The organism is Micromonospora sp. WMMD998, assembly GCF_029581235.1.
Classification (GTDB): domain Bacteria; phylum Actinomycetota; class Actinomycetes; order Mycobacteriales; family Micromonosporaceae; genus Micromonospora.
The window spans coordinates 1076373-1095222 of the sequence record NZ_CP120740.1; the positions used below are offsets into that span (position 1 = coordinate 1076373).

Here is an 18850-nt window from a genome sequence, read left to right on the forward strand (position 1 = left end):
CGGTTGACCAGGCCCGGAAGTCATCGACATTGACCGATCGCGGGCTGCCGAGTATGTTCCGTGAAGTTACCGGTAGTTTTCCGAAAAATTTCGGACCTGACGGTAGGGGCGTGGTCTCCACGCCTGCCACCACCTTGCACATCACCGTCCGATATGCAGAGGAGTGTCATGGAACGTCTACTGAGGCGTGGTCGCTATCGCATGGCGGTGGCCGCAGCCGCCGGCTCGCTGGCGTTGGCCGGCGCCGGACTGCTGGTGCCCGGTCCGGCCCAGGCGGCCTCCACCCTGGGCGCGGCAGCCGCGCAGTCGGGGCGGTACTTCGGCACAGCCATCGCCGCGAGCAGGTTGAACGACTCGACGTACAGCACGATCGCGGCGCGTGAGTTCAACATGATCACGGCTGAGAACGAGATGAAGCCGGACGCCACGGAGCCGAACCAGAATCAGTTCAACTTCAACTCCGGCGACCAGATCTACAACTGGGCGACCCAGCGTGGCCTGAAGGTCCGGGGGCACACCCTGGCCTGGCACGCGCAGCAGCCCGGCTGGATGCAGAACATGCAGGGCAGCGCGCTGCGTAACGCGATGATCAATCACATCAACGGTGTGATGGCCCACTACCGGGGCAAGCTCGCCGCGTGGGACGTGGTCAACGAGGCGTTCAACGAGGACGGCAGTCGCCGTAACTCGAACCTGCAGGGCACCGGCAACGACTGGATCGAGGTGGCGTTCCGCACCGCGCGGGCGGCCGACCCGAACGTGAAGCTGTGCTACAACGACTACAACATCGAGAACTGGTCGTACGGCAAGACGCAGGGTGTCTACCGGATGATCCAGGACTTCAAGTCCCGGGGTGTGCCGATCGACTGCGTCGGCCTGCAGACCCACTTCACCGGTGGTAGCTCGCTGCCGGGCAACTTCCAGACCACGCTGTCCAGCTTCGCTGCCCTGGGCGTGGACGTGGCGCTGACCGAGGTCGACGTCACCAACTCCTCCACCTCCCAGTACGCCGGGCTGACCCAGGCGTGCATCAACGTGCCCCGGTGCATCGGCATCACCGTGTGGGGTGTCCGCGACAGCGACTCGTGGCGCTCCAACGAGAACCCGCTGCTGTTCGACGGCGGCGGCAACAAGAAGGCCGCGTACAACTCGGTCCTCAACGTCCTCAACGCCGCCGGCCCCGGGCCCACCACCTCGCCGACCACCTCGCCGACGGCGACGCCGACCACCTCACCGACCACCCCGCCGCCGTCCGGCGGCGCCGGCCGGATCGTCGGCAGCCAGTCGGGCCGGTGCATCGACGTGCCGAACTCGTCGCAGAACAACGGCACCCGGGTGCAGCTCTACGACTGCCACGGCCAGAGCAACCAGCAGTGGACCTCCACCGGCAGCAGGCAACTGACGGTGTACGGCAACCGCTGCCTGGACGCCGCCGGCTCCGGCAACGGCGCGGCGGTCCAGATCTACAGCTGCAACGGTCAGGCCAACCAGCAGTGGAACATCAACTCCAACGGCACCATCACGGGCGTCCAGTCCGGCCGCTGCCTCGACGTCTGGGGCACCGGAAACGGGCAGCAGGTCCAGATCTACGACTGCAACGGTCAAGCCAACCAGCAGTTCCGGCTCGTCACGAGCTAGTCGACAGGTAGACCGGCGGTGGCCCATCGTTTCGACGGTGGGCCACCGCAGTCGTCCGTACGCCCGGACTCCCCGCGGCGGAGGCGGACCTCAACCCCAGGGTCGGTGATCGGGTAGCCTGATGGCCCGACGGGCCGTTAGCTCAATTGGCAGAGCTGAGGACTTTTAATCCTTAGGTTCTGGGTTCGAGTCCCAGGCGGCCCACTTTGTTGATCTTTCATGCGGACCGGTGAAGCTTCGAGTCTTTCCTGGCGAGCGGGTAATGCTGCATGCATAATGAATGCATGGTTGCTCTCCAGATTCGGGACGTGCCGGAAGAGGTACGAGACGCCCTGGCAGCGCAGGCCAAGGCGCGTGGGCAGTCACTCCAGGCGTACCTGCTGGATCTGGTGGAGACGCAGGCTCGGCGGCTGCGCAACACCGCGGCCCTTGATCGCTTCGCCGGCCGATCGGACGGTGCTCGCTCCCTGCCGGGGGAGAGCGCGGCCGAGTTGAATGACCAGCGGGAGCAGCGCGGACCGCGGGGAAGCGCGGCATGATCGTCGTGGATGCGTCTGTTCTGGCTGATGCCCTGGTTGACGACGGGCCGGTCGGCGACGCGGCGCGGGCGGAGCTGACCGGAGATCCGCACTGGGCCGCACCGAGCCATCTTCTGGTCGAGGTCATGTCGGTGATCAGAGGCAAGGTCCTCGGTGGGAAGTTGGGCCTTGCCCGGGCTCAGGAGGCGATCGACATCCTGCCCTCGTTGGTCATCGATGAGGTTGGCGTCGCCATGCTGCTCGACCGAATGTGGCAGTTGCGGGGCAATGTCACCGCGTACGACGCGGCCTACGTTGCGGCGGCGGAGCTGTTGGCCTGCCCACTCGTGACTGGTGATGGTCGGCTCGCCAAGGCCAGCGGCGTACGCTGCGAGTTCCGACTGCTCGCGGTGTCCTGACGGTGGCCGCCCGAGGATCATCGGCCTGACGCCCTTGGGCCGGCCAACCTGAGTGGAGGCGGGTCACCGGCGATCGTCGCGGGGTGGTTCGCATGGGGTGCCTCCGGCACACTTTGTTGATCTTTCATGCGGACCCGGTGACCGCGACGCATCGTGACGCTTGGCTCGGCTTCTTGACGTGGACTGTGCTGACCACGGCGGCACGGTGCTGGGCGGGCCGGGATGTTGCCGTACGGCGAGTCGCATGGCGCCGGCACGCAGCCGCCGCAGGGCCGTGTCCCTCGGCGGAGGGAGTAGTCCTCTACCTCACTCGTAGTGGTAACGGCACTGCGCGATCTGCACGGTGTCGTCCATGATCCGGTATACAAGGCGGTGTTCCTGGTCGATGCGTCTCGACCAGAATCCCGCCCAGTTTCCGCGGAGCTGCTCCGGTTTGCCCATGCCTTGGTGGCCGTTGCGTCGGATGTCCTCGATCAAGGCGTTCACTCTTTTGAGCATCTGGCGATCTCGTTGCCAGGTCAGATAGTCTTCCCAGCCTCGGCCGGCGAACTGGACCTTCACGCTGCCGACGCCTCGCCTGAACTGGCGTCGGGGTCGATCAGGTCGTGCATCTCTCCACCCCCGTTACGCAGTTCTTCGACGGCTTCATTCAGGCGGCGCGCGTTGGCGGGGCTGGCCATCAGGTAGGCCGTCTCCTTCAACGACTCGTACTCGCGCAACGAGATGATGACCGCGGCCTCCCGACCGGAGCGGGTGACCACCACCTCCTCGGCGTCGTCCACGACATGGTCGAGCATCTTGGCCAGGTTCTGCCGGACTTCCGAGTAGGGAACGGTGCGCATGCTGCTGCCTCCCAAACGTTACGTACAATAAATTGTACAAGCTCACCGGGGCTGCTCGTCGGATGGTCCGATGTCCGGCCTTGAACTGTCCATGACGCCGCTGCCGTTGAGGGAAGTGAAGACTCGCCTCTCTGAGCGGGTGGGGCGGGTGCGCGACCACCGTGAACGGTCGGACGCGCGTTCAGCCGGTTCGGGTGAGCAGCAGCACCACGGTTCCCAGGTAGATGACCGGGATGGCGATCCCTTCGAAGCCGATTCCCCGACGTTCCCGGATGATCAGCCCAGCGGCCAGCGCGGCGGTCATCAGAGTGGTCATTCCGGTGAACAGCAGACCCGACAGGTTCGCTTCCGAATAGATCGATCCGGGCCGGTAGGTGGCGTCGGCCAGGAAGATCATCAAGGCGTCGAAGGCGTTGCCGCCGAGGATGTTGCCGATGCCGAGGGTCAACGCCCCGATGCGGATCGCCGCAATGAGGGTGATCAACTCCGGCAGCGAGGTGATCGCCGTCGTGAGCGTGAAGCCCACGAAACCACTCGGTAGGCCCGACGCGGCGACCACGCCGAGCCCGCCCTGGCCGATCAGGTAGCCGGTGGCGGCCACCACGGCGGCCAGCGCGGCCAGCCGAAACCACAGTCGGCGGAGGCTCACATCCGACGGGGTCGCGGCCGGCACGTCCTGACGGGTGTCGGCGGTGCGGCGCGCGAACCACATGGGTTCCCTACGGAGTCTGCGGAGCAGTGACAGGCCGTAGAGATAGATCACGGGGATCAGCAGGCTCGCCGGGTGCACCCAGAAGATGGTGAGTTCGGGCGTCGCGTACGCCACCACGGGCAAGCAGAGCAACGCCACCAGGACGATCGCCTGGAGGACGTTTTCCAGGGAAGCCGCCGCGTGCTCGATGTTGGACCGGCGGTAGAGCAGGTCGGCGATCGCCAGCCACACCGTCTGCACCGCGATGCCACCGATCGGGTTGGCGAGGGCGAACTCGGCGTCCTGCCGCACGGAACCGATGATCGTGGTGGCGATGCCGGGCAGCGAGGTGACCGCGCCGAGCAGCAGCGCGCCGGCCACCGCCTCACCCATGCCGGTCCGGTCCGCCAGCTCGTCTGCCGTCCGGGCCAGCGCCCCACCGGCGAACAGGATCGCCACCAGCGCGGCGAGCAACGCGATCACGCTGGGCACGAGGGGCCAGGTGCCGGTGGCCGTCACGAGGTGCCGCCGGCAGTCAGTCCACTTGCGGAAGCCATGGTTCCACCCGTACCCGATCGATGGGACTTTGGCACGGCACCCCGATCATGGATTGCTTCTTGACCGGTATAGAAAACCTCGCTACTGTACCGGTATAGAAAACAGCTTCGGTGAGTCAGGAGTTCGTCATGGAGATGCCCGCCGCCTTCGTCACCGCCATCAACGCTGTCGACTACGAATTCGCCAGCGCCCGCCCCGACGCCCCGGTCGTCCCGCACGTGGAGAAGCCGCGGCGCGCCAAGGTCGTCCGTGCCGCCGTCGCCAAGCGTCTCGTTCGCGCCGCCAGAGTGGTCAAGCTGGCCTGATCGCGGTCTTTGATAGCCTGATACCAGCCGGTAGGCATCGGCGTCCGTCGACCCAGGTGGCTGACGGACCGAAGACCGATCCGCCGTCAGGGCGCCCTCGACCCTGACGGCGGACACAGCGGGAACGACTGGTGGTGGCGTGGCGTCCCGGGTGACACTGCAGACGATCGCCGACCGGGTCGGCGTGAGTCGGATGACCGTGTCGAACGCCTTCTCCAAGCCCGACCAACTGTCCGCGGCGCTACGCGAGCGGATCCTCACCGCCGCCCGGGAAGCGGGCTACGTCGGCCCCGATCCGGCGGCGCGCGCCCTGGCGAGGGGCACCACCGGTGCCGTGGGCATCGTGCTGACCTCCTCGCTCCGTTTCGCCTTCACCGATCTGGTCGCCACCAGTTTCCTCGGCGCGGTCGCGGAGGAACTCGGCCCGACCGGGCTGTCACTCACCTTGCTGACGTCGTCCGACGACGGCGCGATCATTCCGGCGCGGGACGTGGCGATCGACGGCGCGCTTGTCTACTCGTGCGATCCCACGTCGACGGCCGTCCAGTTCCTCACCCGCCGCAAGCTGCCCCTGGTCTACGTCGACCAACTGCCGGTCGAGGGAATCCCCGCCGTCAACGTGGACGACCGCTCCGGCGCCCGGGCCGCCGCCCAGCACCTGATCGACCTGGGGCACCGGCGGATCGGGCTGCTGCTGTCCGGCCTGCATGGCACGCACGGCCTGGTCACCGCCGCCGACCTCACCGCCGAGGGGCACGCCTCCACCCAGCGGATGCTCGGGTGGCGCGACGCGCTCGACGCGGCCGGCATCGACCCCCTGATGGCGCGACAGAGCGGCGCCGACCTGGAGCAGGCGAAGGCGGGTGCCCGGCTGCTCCTGGACCGGCCCGACCGGCCCACCGCGCTGCTCTGTTTCTCCGACGCGGTCGCCTACGGCGCGCTCCGGTGTGCCGAGGAACTCGGCATCGACGTTCCCGGCGAGCTGTCGGTGGTCGGCTTCGACGACAACCCGCTCGCCGTGCAGATCCGGCCCACCCTGACCACCGTCCGTCAGGACGTGCAGGCCAAGGGGCGGCTCGCGGCGGCGGCGCTCAGCCGCGCGATCCAGGACAATCTCGCCGGCCGTCCGATCGCCGCCGAACACAGGCTGCTCCCCACCGAACTGGTCGTCCGGGACAGCACCGCCCCACCAGAAGCCGGCTGATCATTCCGCGACGCGCGGCCGGCGCACGACCGGCGGACGGGCCGATGCTGCGGGGGACGACGCCGACACGTCGTCCCCCGCAGCTCCGGCAGGTCGGTCTAACCGGCCACGGCACCTGTGGGTTCACGGAGCAGCACCCGTTCGGCGGGCTCGGCCACCGGCACCCGACTGGTCCGGTGGAGCCAGATCGGCCCGGCCAGGAGGAGCAGCAGGCCGGTGAGCGGGAACAGCGCGGCGATCACCTGCTCCCAGCCCGCCAGCGCCATCGGCGCCGGCGGCGACTCCTGGATGCCCAACAGCGAGAAGACCCGGACGGAGAAGACCGCTGCCAGCGCGACCGTCAGCGCGGCCAGCCCGGCGGAACGGTCCCGGTAGGCCCGGACCGCGAGCCAGACCAACAGCGGGATCACGTACACCCAGTGGTGTTCCCAGCTCACGGGCGAGACCAGCAGCCCGGTGACGGCGGCGGCGGAGAAGCCCAGAAAGTCCGAGCCGTGCTGGTGGGCGTAGCGGGCCACGGCCAGCCCGAGGACCGCCACGATCGCCAGGACCACCAGCCACCAGTGCGCGAACTGGGTGCTCGACACCCCCCGGGCCAGGGCCCCGGACAGCGACTGGTTCGGGGTGTCCCACACCCCGCCGGCCCGCGACGAATGCAGCACCAGACCACCCCAGTACCGCGCCGCGTCCGCCGGCAGCAGGACGAACCCGAGGGCAACCGTGCCGAGGAAGGCACCCGTCGCGGTGGCCGCCGCCCGCCACTGCCGGGTCACCACGAGGTACGCGATGAAGATCAACGGCGTGACCTTCAGCCCGGCCGCGATCCCGATGCCCAGCCCGCGCCAACGACCGGTGTAGCCGCGGAAGTCGAGCAGCACCAGCAACAGGAGGAACATGTTGATCTGCCCGGCGATGAGCTGGATCCGCACCGGCAGCAGCCAGGTGGCCAGGACGAGCACGACCAGGGTCAGCGCGGCCCGGGTCCGCGGGGTGCGGATTCCGGCGATGCCCAGCGAGAGCCAGGCGACCCCACCCAGGGCGATCAGCGACAACGTGTTCCACACCAGGCTCGCCGCGCCGATCGGCAACAGGGACAGCGGCACGAAGAAGAGGATCGCGGTCAGTGGCGGGTAGAGGTAGGGCATCGGCCCGTACAGCGGGCTCTGGATCGCCACGTCGTAGAGCGAGGTGCCGTGCCGCACCGCCTCACCGCTGGCCAGGTAGACCTTCAGGTCCACCGTCCACCGCAGGGCCCAGTACGGGTCGCGGGTGAAGATCGCCTCGGCGATCACGGCCAGCGCGAACGCGGCGATCACCACGGCCGCGATCGTGCCGATGCTCAGCCGTCGGCTCTGTGGCCGCGACTCGATCTCTGTCGTCTGCATGGTTCAGCTCCTGTCCGTCACAAGGGGAAGGTGGGGTGCGCGTCCGGCCAGGATCGGCGGGAGTGGACGCGGTCCGATCAGCAGTTCGTCGTGGCCGGCGAGGCGCAGCTCGGCGCCGGTCGCGCCGAGACGATCCAGCACCCCGAGGGCGTCGAGTTCGTCGCATCCGTTGAGCAGGAGGTTGACCTGCTCGTCCGCCACGTCAACCTCATCGGTCGAGCGCAGGGCGCCGACCGGCACCGGCCCGCGCCCGGGAAATCTGACGAGCGTGGCGATGTCCGGGCGGGCCGACCGGCGGCGGGTCGGTCCGGATCGGGCCGTCCGAACCTGGTGCTCGACCACGCCGGCGAGCAGAGTGGCGGTCCGGTCCCAGGTGAACCGGGCGGCCCAGGCCCGGCACGCTTCGGCGAACCCGCGAGCGACCTCGTCGTCGGCCAACGCCACGAGTCGGCCGACGAGCGCATCCGACAGCCGGTCGGGCGAGCTGACGATCTCGCCGGTGCGGCCCTGACGCACGAAGTCCCGGGCGCCGGCAGCGGCCAGCGCCACCCCGGGCACCCCGTACGCGGCGGCGTCGAGCAGTCGGGAACCGCGCCCCTCGCGTGTCCCGGTGCAGGCGGTCAACCAGGCGCGACGCCACCACCGGTCCCGGAGTTCCGGTGCGAGCGGGCCGTGCAGGGTCACCGAGGAGGCCAACCGTAGGGTCTCCACCTGCCGACGCAGCCGCGCGAGGTCCGGGCCGTCGCCGAGGATCTCGACCCGCAGGTCCGGCAGCGCGGCCACGACGGCCGGCAGCGCGTCGAGCAGGACGTCGAGCCCTTCCTGCGGGACCAGGTCGGCCTCGACGACGACGGTCGGGACCGTTGCGCGTCGTGTGACGCCATCCGGAGCGGGCGTCGTGGCGCCGGGCGGCACCACGAAGATCGGCCCCTGGAGGCCGAGCCGCCGGCGCAGGTCGTGCCGGGCCGACGGCGACAGCGCCACGGTCACCCGATCCGTCCGGCTCCACCGGCCCACCGCGCCGGCCAGGAGCTGGCCCGGGCGGGTGCCGGTGTGGCGGTCGGTCCGGTGCACCACCTCGACCACGGGCACGGAAGGACCGACGACCAGCGGCAGGGCGCCGATCGACCCGCCGGCGGCCAGGACCACGTCGAAGCGGTCCCCCTCCCGCACCGCACGCGCCACCGCGCTCAACGGTCGGGCGGCACGCAGCACCCGTACCCCCGCGATCGTCTCCTGCTCGGGACGGCCCGGAAGCCGGCGCGCGGCCCAGGTGACCTGGGTGCCGTCCGCCGCCCAGCGCCGGGTGACCTCGTGCAGGTAGCACCCGGCGGCAGCGGTGCCGGGCTGGTGCGCGTCGCGTTCGCCGAGCACCAGCACCCGGCGGTCCGCCGGGTGTGACCGGTGCGGGTTCACCGTGCACCCGCCCCGGCCGTGCCGAGCAGGTCCGCCCGGTAGAGGCGGAACAGGTCGGCGAAGGCTGCCCGTCCGTCCCGCAGCGGGCGGAACGTGGAGCGCTCGTCGTCGGTCCAGACGACCGGAACCTCGGTGATCCGGCCGCCGGCCCGACGGATCTGTCGCAGCAGCTCCACGTCGAAGGCGAAGCCGCTGAGGTGGCAGCGGCGCAGGGCCCGCTGCACGGCCGGCCGGTCGAAGAGCTTGAACCCGCACTGGGTGTCGTGTACGCCCGGAACGAGCTGCCTCGCCAGCGCCCGGAACACCGAGCCGCCCAACCTGCGGGCGACCGGCTGCGGACAGGCCAGTTCGGCCCCCGGAGCGTGCCGGGACGCGATGGCCGCCGCGGCGCCGGCCTCCAGCGCGTCGACCGCCCGGATCAGGGTCGGCACCGGGGTCGAAAGGTCGGCGTCGATGAAGCCGACGAAGCGCGCCCTGCTGCCGGCGATTCCGCGCCCGACCGCCGCGCCCTTGCCCGGCCGGGAGCACCCGACCACCACCACTTCGGCGTCCCACTTGCCGGCCTTCACGACGGTCGCGGTGTCATCGGTGCTTCCGTTGTCCACCACCACCACCCGGGACCGCCACTGTTGACCGGCCAGGAAGGCGGTCACCTCGGCGAGCGTGGCCGGCAGTCGGGCGGCCTCGTTGAACGCCGGGACGACCAGCTCCAGGTCGACCGTGTCCCGCCGGGCGGCAGCGTGTACGGGGGCCGTCGCCACGTCCGTTCCGCCCATCACGCACCTCCCCGAACCGTCGCATCGGCCACCAGCGAGCCGCGTGCGGTGGCGTACCGGCTGGCGAAGAGCTTGGGGTGGGCGGAGCGGATGCCGCCGACGACCATGTCGTACGGGACGTCGTCGAACTCGCCGTGCTCGCGGAGGAACTCCATGTGCCGGCGCCCCTCGTCGTCGTAGGGGTGGTACATCGAGTCGGTGCGCCCGTCGAACTCCAGCGGTTTGATCCGGTAGAGCCGGCAGAGCATCCGGTTGAACACCGGGGTGGCCCGGACCCACCGGCCCTCCAGGTAGACCGTCGTCAGACTGTGGAAGGTGAAGATGTTGCCGCCCATCAGCTCCTCGAGCTGCGGGGAGGCGAGGTGGTTGCGGACGTCGCCGTAGTAGATCCGGCTCGGGATGCCGACCGCCCGCAGCGCGGCGGCGTACACGATGGACTTGTGGACGCAGAAGCCGGTGCCCCTGGTGATCGTGGAGCTGGCACGGAGGCCGTGGCGGGACAGGTCGGCCCCGTACACCTCGTAGTGGATGCCGTCGCGGACGGCGTAGTAGAGGGCGACCGCCCGCTCGGTCGGAGTCGCCTCCGGCGCGTCGGGCAGGTGCCGGGCGACGAAGTCGCGGACGACCTCGGACTCGTGGTCGATGAACTCGGTGGCGGTGAGCAGGGGTGCGTGGGTGAGGGTGGTCGACACGGACATGGGGTGGTCCTCCAGGGATGTGGACGGAAAGGGGGGTGCCGGGGGTCAGAGGCCGAGCATCCGGGCGATTCGCTGGCGCTGGACGTCGGAGGTGCCGGAATAGATGGTTCCGGCGACGGCGTTGCGCAGGTCCTTCTCAAGGCCGTACTCACTGGTGTAGCCGTAGCCGCCGAAGACCTGGACGGCGGCGAGTGCGACGGCGACGTTGCTCTCGCTGGTGATCAACTTGCTGGCCGCGATGTCGACTGTGACGTTCTCGCCGTCGACGTGGCGTTGCCCGGTGTCGTAGAGCCACTTGCGGGCGTTCTCCACCGCGATGTGCATGTCGACGATCCGGTTCGACACCGACTGGAACGAGCCGATCGGCTGACCGAACTGCATCCGGGACCGGGCGTACTCGATCGAGCGCTCCAGCCGGTGCTGCATCTCGCCCACATTGATCACGAAGGAGCAGAGGATCTCCCACTTCATGACGTGATCCATGACCAGGAAGCCGGCGCCGGGCGAACCGATCACGTTCGTCACCGGGACCCGGCAGTCGTCGAAGAACAGCTCCGAGAAGGGAGAGGTGGTCAGGCCCATCTTCGCCACCGGCGGTCCGACCACCAGGCCCGGCGTGTCCCGGTCCACCAGGAACGCGGTGAGCGCGGCCGGGCTACCTCGCTTGCCGGTCAGGGCGTACACGACGATCACGTCGGCGATCGGGCCGTTGGTGACGAACGCCTTGCTGCCGTTGAGCACGTAGTGATCGCCGTCGCGAACCGCTGTCGTGCGCATGCCCATGACGTCGGAGCCACCCGACGGCTCGGTGATGGCGTGCGCCCCGATGACGGATCCGTCGCTGACCCGCGGCAGGTAGCGCTGCCTGAGCTCGGCGGACCCGAACCGTTGCAGCGGCACGCCGGTGCTGACGATGTGGGTGGAGACGGAGAAGCTGAACCCGCCGTCGCGGCAGGCGTACCCCAGCCCCTCCAGGACGTACATGGTGGTCAGCAGATCCTGGCCCAGCCCGCCCCACCGTTCGTCGAACGGCAGCCCGAGCAGGCCGGTCTCCCGGATCAGCTTCCAGGCCGCGAAGCCGAACTCCCGGTCGGTGTCCCGGCCCAGGTGCCCGTCGCCCGCGGCGGCGCCCAGCTCCTCGGCCAGGCCGCGCAGCTCGCGCTGCTCATCGGTCCAGTTGATCATTTCGTCACCGCCCTTCGGTGGCGCCGGAGGGCGTCCGCTCGCGCCGCGCCCGCAGCACGTTGCGGTCGACCTTTCCGGTCGATGTCCGGGGTAGCGCGTCGTCGACGAGCACGAACACGCCAGGAATGGCCGTACGGGGCAGCGCCGCCGCGCAGTGCAACCGCAGGTGCAGCCCGTTGACGTCCGAGGCCGCACGGGGGCGGACCACCGCGTGCAGGACGTTGCCGGCCTCCGCGTCCGGCACGGCGAGCACCGCCGCCTCCAGCACCTCCGGGTGCGTCAGCATCACCTGCTCCACCTCCTTCAGGTTGGTCCGGACGCCGCGCACCTTGACCTGGTCGTCGTTGCGGCCGGCGAGGAAGAACAACCCGGCGGCGTCGCGCCGGACGAGGTCGCCGGTGCGGAACCAGCCGTCCCGCCAGCGCGCGGCGTTCGGCCCCGCGTCCAGGTAGCCCCGGGCCCGGAACGGGGTGCGGACCACCAGCTCACCCACGCCGGCACCGGTCACCTCCGCGCCGTCGGCGTCCACCACGGACACCTCGACCCCGTCGATGGGGCGACCGATCGGCGTCCCGCCCAGCGCCCGCACCTCGGCCGGCTCCACCCGGTGCAGGAAGCTGTCGTTGGTCTCGGTGCAGCCGTAGACGTTCCACAACCGCGCGTGGGGGAAGGCCTGCCCGATCCGGTCGAGCAGGGGCGGCGGCACGGCGTCCCCGGTGAGCAGTACGTCCCGTACCCCGGGGAACCGGCCACCGGCGTCGGTGACCAGCCGGAAGAACAGCGGGACGGCCTGCACCACCGTGGGAGCCTGCTCCCGGCAGAGCTCCGCCAGCCACGGACCGTCGACGGCCCGTTCCGGGTCCACCATCACCACGCAGGCGCCGGTCGCCAACGCGGTCCACACGTCCAGCAGGCACAGGTCGAAGTTGAGCGGCGCGTAGTTGAGCACCCGGGCGTCGGGCCCGATGTCGAAGGCCCCGGCCGCCCAGGTCAGAAACGGGTCCACCCCGTCCGGGGCGAGCTCGACCACCTTCGGCGTACCGGTCGAGCCGGAGGTGGTGAGCAACATCCCGGCCCCGGGCATGGCCCGACCGGCCGCCCCACTGGGCCGGACCGTCAGACCGTCGGCGCTGGCGCCGAGGATGTCGGCGCAGCCGACCGCGGCGCAGACGCCGGCCAGCGACTCCGGGCCCAGGGAGGCGGGGGGCAGCAGCACCCGACGGTCCAGCTCGAACGCGGCGATCAGCAGCGCGACGGTCTCCGGCGACTTGACCGCCGGGACGCACAGCGGCACCTCGGCGTCCAGATGCAGCTCGTCGAGCGCGGCGCGGGTGTCGCGGACCAGCTCCGCCAGCCGGCGATAGCTGATCTGGTCTCCGGCCCAGGACAGCGCCGGTGCCTCGGGCCGGTCGTGGACCTGTCGGTAAAAGGCGGTACAGAACGATGTGGTGGGCACGATCTCTCCTGTCGTTCGTCGTCGTGTCGGCGTCGCGGGGCGGCAGCCGAACGGGGGTGGGATCAGGTGCTGGCGTCGACCAGTCGGCCGCCGCCGGGCACGGGCCGGTCCAGACCGGCGACGGTGAGCAGTCGATGCAGACACGCCTGGTTGGAGGTGACCACCGGGACGCCCAAGCCGGCCTCCAGGCGGGCCACCGCGTCCCACGAGCGGAATCCGCTACCGGGAATCAGCACGCTGTCCGCGTCGGCCGGGAAACGGGCGGCCACCTGCCGGCAGACCTCGTCCGGGTCGACCGCCCAGCGGCCACCCCGGTCGAAGATGCGGTGTCGTTCCACCGCGTTCCACCCGGTGTCGAGGCGGTAGTGCAGCAGCCCGGCCACCTCGAAGCCCGCCGCGCTGAGATACCGCCGCGCCGCGGCGAAGGTCGGGTCGGTGAACCACGGCGGCACCAACACCAGCGGCCGACGTACGCCCAACTCGACAAGTCCGGCCCGGATCGCCTCCCCGGCGGTGTAGACCGGGGTCCCGGCCGCCAGGTCCGTGGCGGCGGCGGAGAAGCCGGCGTCGAACTCCAAGCCGCCGAAGAAGCTCGCCGACGCGAAGCAGAGGCAGATCGCGGTCAGGTCCATCTGGCCGAGCTGGACCAGCCCCCGCCGGATGTCCGGCTGGGCGATGAGACGCTGCCAGCTTTCCTCGGTGTACTCCGCGCCGGTGCTCGTCGGGCTCTCGAAACGCGCGGCGTGCACGGTGACCCCGGCCGGTGCCCGGCCCCACAGCTCCGCCTCCACCACCGGGTCGTTGTGCACCACCAGCACGCCGAGCTGGGCGACCCATGCCGAGGCCCTCATCGCCGACTCTCCCCGAACTCCGGGACCAGCCGGTGGATCGGCTGGTCACCCGCACCGGTGTCGGGCCCGACCTCCGTGGCCCCGCGGTCGTCCGAGGCCCGGGCGGCGCCGCCGGCGCTCCGGGCGGGCAGCCCGAAGAAGGCCAGGACCGCGCCCGCGCCCGCCGCCAGGGCGGTGGTGAGGAACGCGGCACCGAAACTCTGCGCGTCCGGGTCGGGGCCGAGCACCAGGACCAGCACCGCGATCCCGAGAGCGCCGGCCATGTACTGGGAGGTGGTCATCAGGGCGCTGCCGACACCCTGGTTGCGGTCGGCCACCTCGGCGGTCCCGGCGATGAACATCGACACGTACGTGACGCCGTGCGCGAAGCCGGTGATCAGCAGACCGGGGAGCAGGTGCAGCAGGTAGTTCTCCCCGTGCACCTGGGTCGCCAGCAGCAGCAGGCCGGCGGCGTTGCCGACGAACGCCAGGGTCAGGGCCATCCGGACGCCGAGCACGGAGACGATCCGGGCGGCGACGGAGTTGGCCACGGCGATCGCCACCGCCATCGGCAGGAACGCCATGCCGGCCGCGATCGGACCGTATCCGCGCAACTGCTGGAGGAGCAGGGTGAGCACGAAGAACTGGTTTCCGACGCTGGCCATGTAGAGGGCGGTCGACCCGCAACCCACCAGGAGCGAACGGGTCCGCCGCAGCAGCGGGTCCACAAGCGGCTGGGTGCTGGTCCGTTCCCAGATGACGAACCCGCCCAGGAGCACGGCGGCGAGCACGAACATGGCGACCGTGCCGCCGGACGTCCAACCGTCGCTGGAGGCCCGGGTCAGGGCCAGGGCGGTGGCGAGCACCGTGCCGGTGCAGAGGATCGCGCTCGGCACGTTCAACTGGTTGTGCCCGACCGGTGGGCGCAGTCGAGGCAGCAGGCGGGGCGCGGCCAGCGCACAGATGAGGGCCAGTGGCAGGTTGATCAGGAAGACCCAGCGCCAGGAGACGGTGCTCAGCAGCCCCCCGATCACCACACCGGCGGCGAGACCGGACGCGCCGACCGTGCCCCAGACACCGAGCGCCCGGTTACGGGCCGGACCGGCGGCGAACGAGGTGTTGATCAGCGCGATGACCGCCGGTTGGAGCGCCGCCGCGGCCACGCCCTGGACCGCTCGGGCCACCAGCAGCAGCGCCGGCGCGGTGGCGAGACCGCCGGCGAGCGCGGCCAGCCCGAAGACTGCCATCGCGGCGATGAAGAGGTTCCGGGAACCGAACCGGTCGCTGGCTCGGCCACCGACGATCAGGAAACCGGCGAAGAAGACGGCGTAGCCGCTGACCACCCACTGGATGGCGCTCTCGCTCAGGTCGAAGTCGGCGCCGATACGGGGCAGGGCGATGTAGACGATGGAGTAGTCGAGGGCGATCAGGAACTGGGCGATCGCCAGGATGGCGAGGGTGCCGGCAGCGGATGTCGGCCTGCCGGTGGCGGCGCGGTAGCGGGCGGCGGAGGGCATGGTCAGATCACCTCTGGTAGCGGTCGGACGGAACGGGTGTCGGAGGTGAGCAGCAGCGCCGGGCCGAGCGTGGCCGGGCTGGTGAACACCGCGCGGGCGCCGGCGAGCAGGAGTTCGACCCGGCTGGCCACACCGGTGGTGACCCCGAACGGGACCATGCCGGCCGCGTTGGCCATCCGGACGTCGTCCACCGCGTCACCGACGACGACGCACCGGGCGGGCGGCACACCGAGCGTGTCCGCCGCCAGCAGCGCGAGGTCGGCGTGCGGCTTGCCGCGTGCGGCCATCCCGTGACAGGACAGGCAGTCGAAGGCGTCCAGCAGACCGGTGGCGGTCAGCAGCTCGATCGCGCTGGGCCGCACCTTGCTGGTGACCACCGCCAACGGATGACCACGGTCGCGCAGGGCGGTCAGCAACTCCGGCACGCCGGGAAACACCAGCTTGGCCGCGTTCGGGACGACCGTCTCGGTGAACAGTTCCCGCGCCCGGTCCACGGCCCGTTCCACCTCGGGGTGGTCGGCCGGTCGGGCGAGCAGCCCCGCCAGGGAGGCGGCCAGCGGGCGGCCGATGGTACGGCGTACCTGCTCGTCGGTGGCGGTCCGGCCGTGCTCGGCGACGACCGCGTGCAGCACGTCGGCCATGCCGGCCGGAGTGTCGACAAGGGTTCCGTCGACGTCGAAGAGGATCGCGGTGGTCACCGGTCCTCCCGCAGCGCGACGGCGACCTCGGCGGCGAGAGCGCTTGTGGAGAGCAGCACCGACCGGTTCGCCGCGGCGGTACGGCCGTTGGTCGCCGCCGAGACCCGGGAGAGGATGTACGGCGTCATCGCCGGGCCCTGCACCCCGGCCGCCTCCGCCTCCGCCTGCGCCTGCCGGACCAGCACGTAGATCTCGTCCGACGGAAGGGCATCCAGGTCGTCGATCGGGTGGGTCACCAGGAAGGAGCTGTCGTTGCCGACCGCCCAGTGCAGCCGGACCGCCCTGGCCAGTTCGGCGAGGTCGTCGATCCGGCGGGGGTTACGGACTCCGCTGGAGATGCTGTAGTAGGCCGGGAAGTCGTCGCAGCGATAGCCGACGACCGGCACTCCGAGCGTCTCCAGGTATTCCATCGTCAGCGCCGGATTCAGCAGAGACTTCGCTCCGGCGCAGACGACGGTGACCCGGCGCCGGGTGAACTCGACCAGGTCGGCGGAGATGTCGAAGCTCCGTTCGGCGCCGAAGTGCACGCCGCCGATACCGGCCACCGCGAAGACCTCGATGCCGACGTGCGCGGCGGCGACCAGGGTGGCCGAGACGGTGGTCCCGCCATGGCCGCCGCCGGCGAGGACCGGTCCGATGTCGCGGGTGCCGACCTTGGGTATCTGGGGAGTGCTGGCGAAGATCTCGACCTGCTCCTCGGACATCCCGATCACGAAGCGGCCGTCGACGATGCCGGTCCGGGCCGGGACGGCGCCGGCCGCCCGGATCGCCTTTTCCATGTCGAGCGCGGTTTCCAGGTTGAGCGGCCAGCTCAAGCCGTGGACGACGCCGGACGACTCGAGGGCGACCACGGGACGGCCGGAGGCCAGCGCGTCGGCGGTCTCCGCCGAGAGCGAGAAGTTCTCGTCCATCTGTTGCTCCTCTGTGACTCGTGTTGTTGAGGGGGCGGACGGATGGCGGCGCCTCCGGGACCGACCGGTCCCGGAGGCGCGCCGGCTAGTACTCGGAGAAGCCGTCCGCATCGAGGTTGTGCCGTTCGTCGCCGCGCAGCGGCGGGTTGAACACGCTGATCAATTCCATGTCCTGCTCGGGATCGGCGATGAGGAAGTGCTCGTCGTGCTGGTCGAGGGCGTAGATGACGCCGGGCTCGATGTCGTAGGTGACACCGTCGGAGATCACCTGGCCGCGGCCGGAGATGCAGTAGCAGGCCTCAAGGTGGTTGCGGTACTGCAACGGCGACTTCGAGCCGGCCGTGACCACCGTGTGGGCGACGGCGAAGCCCATGTTGTCCCTTGCCACGAGCAGCCGGAAGCTCGTGCCGTTGCCCCAGTCGACGGCCGGAACGGCGGACCTGGTCTTGACGATCATTTCGGTTCCCTTCCTGGATTCGTTGCTCTCTGCGTCGCAACGGCACCCGCGGAGGCAGGTGCCGACGGGCTTTCAGACCGGGCTGTGCGCGTTCTGGACGAAGGCGGCGATGGAGGCGACCGAACTGAACTGGGTGGGCGAGATGTCCAACTCCTCGACGGGGATGCCGTATCGGTCCCCGACCCAGGCGATGAGGCGTAGCAGCCCCAGGCTGTTGACGATCCCGGTGTCCAGCAGATCCACGTCGTCCCCGAGCAGCCCCGCGGGGATGTCGGGGGCGAAGCCGGTGACGATGAAGTCCCGGATCTCGGCCTCGTAGGACATGGCGTTCCTTTCGTCGGTGCCGCCGGCGGGAGCCGGGACGGCGGGGTGGGTTGTGGGTGGTCACCGCGGGGTGACCGGTCCTGGCCGCCCGGGGTTGAGGAGCGGCAGGGGGTACGGGGGTCAGCAGAGTCCCGGCACGGCGTTGCTCAACAGCTCGACGAGCAGGACCTGCTCCGGGTCGGTGCGCCCGACGTGTTCGGCGAGGACCACCTCACGCAGGTCTCCCACCAGCCGGTAGCTGGGCCGATGGCCGCCGCGTGGTCGCGCCGGCCGGGTGAGACCGTGCTCGGCGGCCCGCGCCAGCAGGGACATGTCGTCGACGAAGACCGGCCCGACCTGCCCGGCCAGTTGCGGTGGCAGGTCCCGGCCCGAAGCGTTGACGAGCAACGCGCCTCGGGCCAGGCGCACCTCTCCGTCGCCGAGGGGAAGCGCGCCGCCATCGGCCGGGCCGGTGACGACCACGAGGTTCGCCCCGAACGCGGACCGCCCGGGCGTGGTGGCCCGGACCACCACGATGCCGGCCAACTCCAGTTCGTCGATCACCCACGGGTCGATGAGCGACCGGAACGGGACCGCGCCGTGGGTGGGATCGGCGTCGGTGACCTCCGGCGGCGGCGCGTCGGTCAGGCACACCGCGACGTGACTGATGGGCGGGACGTGCCGGGCGAGGACCAGGGTGTGCGTCTGGACGGTGAGCCTCGGTCCGATGACCGCCGCCGTGATCACCTCGGAGTCCAGCAGGTACCGGGCGGCCAGGGCGGCCAGCAGCGCCGACCAGTATCCGGGCGAGGGCTCGCACCCGACCGCGTCCCGGTGGTCGGCCGGGAGGAGGGACCCGCTGGTCATCAGCCGCTCGGTCAGCACGTCGACCGGGTCCCGCACGTCGGCGCCTCGTATGCGGCCGGCGCACGGGCCGGGAATCAGGCTCTCCATCGGATGTCCCTCCGGTGGTCGTCTCGTTTGCGAGTCCCACCGTGGGAGCCGGTCCTATCGGACGGCTTTCCGACGACTATCGGTCGACG

The 18850-nt window shown here is 70.6% G+C and carries 21 protein-coding genes and 1 tRNA gene; 6 read left to right on the top strand and 16 right to left on the bottom strand.

From position 1 onward, the window contains the following. Positions 1–168: 168 nt before the first annotated feature. The 4 genes from O7619_RS05065 to O7619_RS05080 all read left to right on the top strand — a co-directional run bounded on the left by O7619_RS05065 (position 169) and on the right by O7619_RS05080 (position 2575). A complete protein-coding gene (locus O7619_RS05065; protein WP_282286002.1) occupies positions 169–1638 on the top strand; it encodes an endo-1,4-beta-xylanase in 1470 nt (489 codons plus the stop codon). 131 nt (positions 1639–1769) lie between these two features. After that, positions 1770–1842, top strand: a tRNA-Lys gene (locus tag O7619_RS05070). An 80-nt stretch (positions 1843–1922) separates the two neighbouring features. Further along, positions 1923–2177, top strand: a complete 255-nt coding sequence (locus tag O7619_RS05075) for a hypothetical protein (protein WP_282286003.1) — start codon at positions 1923–1925, stop codon at positions 2175–2177. After that, positions 2174–2575: a type II toxin-antitoxin system VapC family toxin gene (locus O7619_RS05080; protein WP_282286004.1), complete on the top strand. Its 402-nt coding sequence runs from the start codon at positions 2174–2176 to the stop codon at positions 2573–2575. The genes O7619_RS05075 and O7619_RS05080 overlap by 4 nt, the downstream gene beginning before the upstream one ends. A gap of 306 nt (positions 2576–2881) precedes the next feature. Here O7619_RS05080 and O7619_RS05085 read toward each other — a convergent pair whose 3' ends face one another. The 3 genes from O7619_RS05085 to O7619_RS05095 all read right to left on the bottom strand — a co-directional run bounded on the left by O7619_RS05085 (position 2882) and on the right by O7619_RS05095 (position 4600). Next, positions 2882–3136 carry a Txe/YoeB family addiction module toxin gene (locus O7619_RS05085; protein ID WP_282286005.1) on the bottom strand — a complete coding sequence of 85 codons (255 nt, stop codon included), beginning with the start codon at positions 3134–3136 and terminating at the stop codon, positions 2882–2884. Further along, positions 3133–3417 carry a type II toxin-antitoxin system prevent-host-death family antitoxin gene (locus tag O7619_RS05090; protein WP_018787151.1) on the bottom strand — a complete coding sequence of 95 codons (285 nt, stop codon included), beginning with the start codon at positions 3415–3417 and terminating at the stop codon, positions 3133–3135. Before O7619_RS05090 ends, O7619_RS05085 begins: the two co-directional genes overlap by 4 nt. Before the next feature lie 181 nt (positions 3418–3598). Further along, on the bottom strand, positions 3599–4600 hold the full coding sequence (locus O7619_RS05095) for a sodium:calcium symporter (RefSeq protein WP_282286007.1): 1002 nt from the start codon (positions 4598–4600) through the stop codon (positions 3599–3601). A gap of 176 nt (positions 4601–4776) precedes the next feature. Between O7619_RS05095 and O7619_RS05100 the strand changes: the two genes are divergently transcribed. After that, positions 4777–4971 (top strand): hypothetical protein, encoded by a 195-nt coding sequence (locus O7619_RS05100; protein ID WP_282286009.1) that lies wholly within the window; start codon positions 4777–4779, stop codon positions 4969–4971. A gap of 151 nt (positions 4972–5122) precedes the next feature. After that, entirely contained in the window at positions 5123–6175 is a 1053-nt protein-coding gene (locus O7619_RS05105) for a LacI family DNA-binding transcriptional regulator (protein ID WP_282286010.1), read from the top strand. Between the two features lie 98 nt (positions 6176–6273). Here O7619_RS05105 and O7619_RS05110 read toward each other — a convergent pair whose 3' ends face one another. The 13 genes from O7619_RS05110 to O7619_RS05170 form a co-directional block, all read right to left on the bottom strand. Further along, positions 6274–7560, bottom strand: a complete 1287-nt coding sequence (locus tag O7619_RS05110) for a glycosyltransferase 87 family protein (protein WP_282286011.1) — start codon at positions 7558–7560, stop codon at positions 6274–6276. A gap of 3 nt (positions 7561–7563) precedes the next feature. Beyond that, positions 7564–8976: a glycosyltransferase family 4 protein gene (locus O7619_RS05115; protein WP_282286012.1), complete on the bottom strand. Its 1413-nt coding sequence runs from the start codon at positions 8974–8976 to the stop codon at positions 7564–7566. After that, positions 8973–9752 (bottom strand): glycosyltransferase, encoded by a 780-nt coding sequence (locus O7619_RS05120; protein WP_282286013.1) that lies wholly within the window; start codon positions 9750–9752, stop codon positions 8973–8975. Before O7619_RS05120 ends, O7619_RS05115 begins: the two co-directional genes overlap by 4 nt. After that, positions 9752–10450, bottom strand: a complete 699-nt coding sequence (locus O7619_RS05125) for a transglutaminase-like domain-containing protein (RefSeq protein WP_282286014.1) — start codon at positions 10448–10450, stop codon at positions 9752–9754. Before O7619_RS05125 ends, O7619_RS05120 begins: the two co-directional genes overlap by 1 nt. A gap of 45 nt (positions 10451–10495) precedes the next feature. Next, entirely contained in the window at positions 10496–11635 is a 1140-nt protein-coding gene (locus O7619_RS05130; protein WP_282286015.1) for an acyl-CoA dehydrogenase family protein, read from the bottom strand. 4 nt (positions 11636–11639) lie between these two features. Further along, the gene (locus tag O7619_RS05135) at positions 11640–13091 is read right to left on the bottom strand and encodes an AMP-binding protein (protein WP_282286016.1); all 1452 of its coding nucleotides are present in this window, start codon (positions 13089–13091) and stop codon (positions 11640–11642) included. Between the two features lie 62 nt (positions 13092–13153). Then, positions 13154–13942 (bottom strand): hypothetical protein, encoded by a 789-nt coding sequence (locus tag O7619_RS05140; RefSeq protein WP_282286017.1) that lies wholly within the window; start codon positions 13940–13942, stop codon positions 13154–13156. Further along, positions 13939–15438 carry an MFS transporter gene (locus O7619_RS05145; RefSeq protein WP_282286018.1) on the bottom strand — a complete coding sequence of 500 codons (1500 nt, stop codon included), beginning with the start codon at positions 15436–15438 and terminating at the stop codon, positions 13939–13941. Before O7619_RS05145 ends, O7619_RS05140 begins: the two co-directional genes overlap by 4 nt. Before the next feature lie 2 nt (positions 15439–15440). Further along, positions 15441–16136 carry an HAD family hydrolase gene (locus O7619_RS05150; protein ID WP_282286020.1) on the bottom strand — a complete coding sequence of 232 codons (696 nt, stop codon included), beginning with the start codon at positions 16134–16136 and terminating at the stop codon, positions 15441–15443. Beyond that, positions 16133–17047, bottom strand: coding sequence for a pseudouridine-5'-phosphate glycosidase (locus tag O7619_RS05155; protein ID WP_282286022.1), 915 nt, complete (start codon positions 17045–17047; stop codon positions 16133–16135). The genes O7619_RS05150 and O7619_RS05155 overlap by 4 nt, the downstream gene beginning before the upstream one ends. Positions 17048–17132: 85 nt before the next feature. Continuing rightward, complete coding sequence (locus tag O7619_RS05160) at positions 17133–17504, bottom strand: ectoine synthase (RefSeq protein ID WP_282286023.1); 372 nt, start codon at positions 17502–17504, stop codon at positions 17133–17135. Positions 17505–17576: 72 nt separating this feature from the next. Next, positions 17577–17828 (bottom strand): phosphopantetheine-binding protein, encoded by a 252-nt coding sequence (locus O7619_RS05165; protein ID WP_281585554.1) that lies wholly within the window; start codon positions 17826–17828, stop codon positions 17577–17579. A 120-nt stretch (positions 17829–17948) separates the two neighbouring features. Then, a complete protein-coding gene (locus O7619_RS05170) occupies positions 17949–18761 on the bottom strand; it encodes a hypothetical protein (protein ID WP_282286025.1) in 813 nt (270 codons plus the stop codon). Positions 18762–18850: the final 89 nt, after the last annotated feature.

Excerpts from the sequence above, each read along its gene's own strand:
- O7619_RS05065 (WP_282286002.1), top strand. The coding sequence starts at position 169 with ATGGAACGTCTACTGAGGCGTGGTCGCTATCGCATGGCGGTGGCCGCA.
- O7619_RS05075 (WP_282286003.1), top strand. The coding sequence starts at position 1,923 with ATGGTTGCTCTCCAGATTCGGGACGTGCCGGAAGAGGTACGAGACGCC.
- O7619_RS05080 (WP_282286004.1), top strand. The coding sequence starts at position 2,174 with ATGATCGTCGTGGATGCGTCTGTTCTGGCTGATGCCCTGGTTGACGAC.
- O7619_RS05090 (WP_018787151.1), bottom strand. The coding sequence starts at position 3,417 with ATGCGCACCGTTCCCTACTCGGAAGTCCGGCAGAACCTGGCCAAGATG.
- O7619_RS05110 (WP_282286011.1), bottom strand. The coding sequence starts at position 7,560 with ATGCAGACGACAGAGATCGAGTCGCGGCCACAGAGCCGACGGCTGAGC.
- O7619_RS05120 (WP_282286013.1), bottom strand. The coding sequence starts at position 9,752 with ATGGGCGGAACGGACGTGGCGACGGCCCCCGTACACGCTGCCGCCCGG.
- O7619_RS05125 (WP_282286014.1), bottom strand. The coding sequence starts at position 10,450 with ATGTCCGTGTCGACCACCCTCACCCACGCACCCCTGCTCACCGCCACC.
- O7619_RS05130 (WP_282286015.1), bottom strand. The coding sequence starts at position 11,635 with ATGATCAACTGGACCGATGAGCAGCGCGAGCTGCGCGGCCTGGCCGAG.
- O7619_RS05140 (WP_282286017.1), bottom strand. The coding sequence starts at position 13,942 with ATGAGGGCCTCGGCATGGGTCGCCCAGCTCGGCGTGCTGGTGGTGCAC.
- O7619_RS05145 (WP_282286018.1), bottom strand. The coding sequence starts at position 15,438 with ATGCCCTCCGCCGCCCGCTACCGCGCCGCCACCGGCAGGCCGACATCC.
- O7619_RS05155 (WP_282286022.1), bottom strand. The coding sequence starts at position 17,047 with ATGGACGAGAACTTCTCGCTCTCGGCGGAGACCGCCGACGCGCTGGCC.
- O7619_RS05160 (WP_282286023.1), bottom strand. The coding sequence starts at position 17,504 with ATGATCGTCAAGACCAGGTCCGCCGTTCCGGCCGTCGACTGGGGCAAC.
- O7619_RS05165 (WP_281585554.1), bottom strand. The coding sequence starts at position 17,828 with ATGTCCTACGAGGCCGAGATCCGGGACTTCATCGTCACCGGCTTCGCC.
- O7619_RS05170 (WP_282286025.1), bottom strand. The coding sequence starts at position 18,761 with ATGGAGAGCCTGATTCCCGGCCCGTGCGCCGGCCGCATACGAGGCGCC.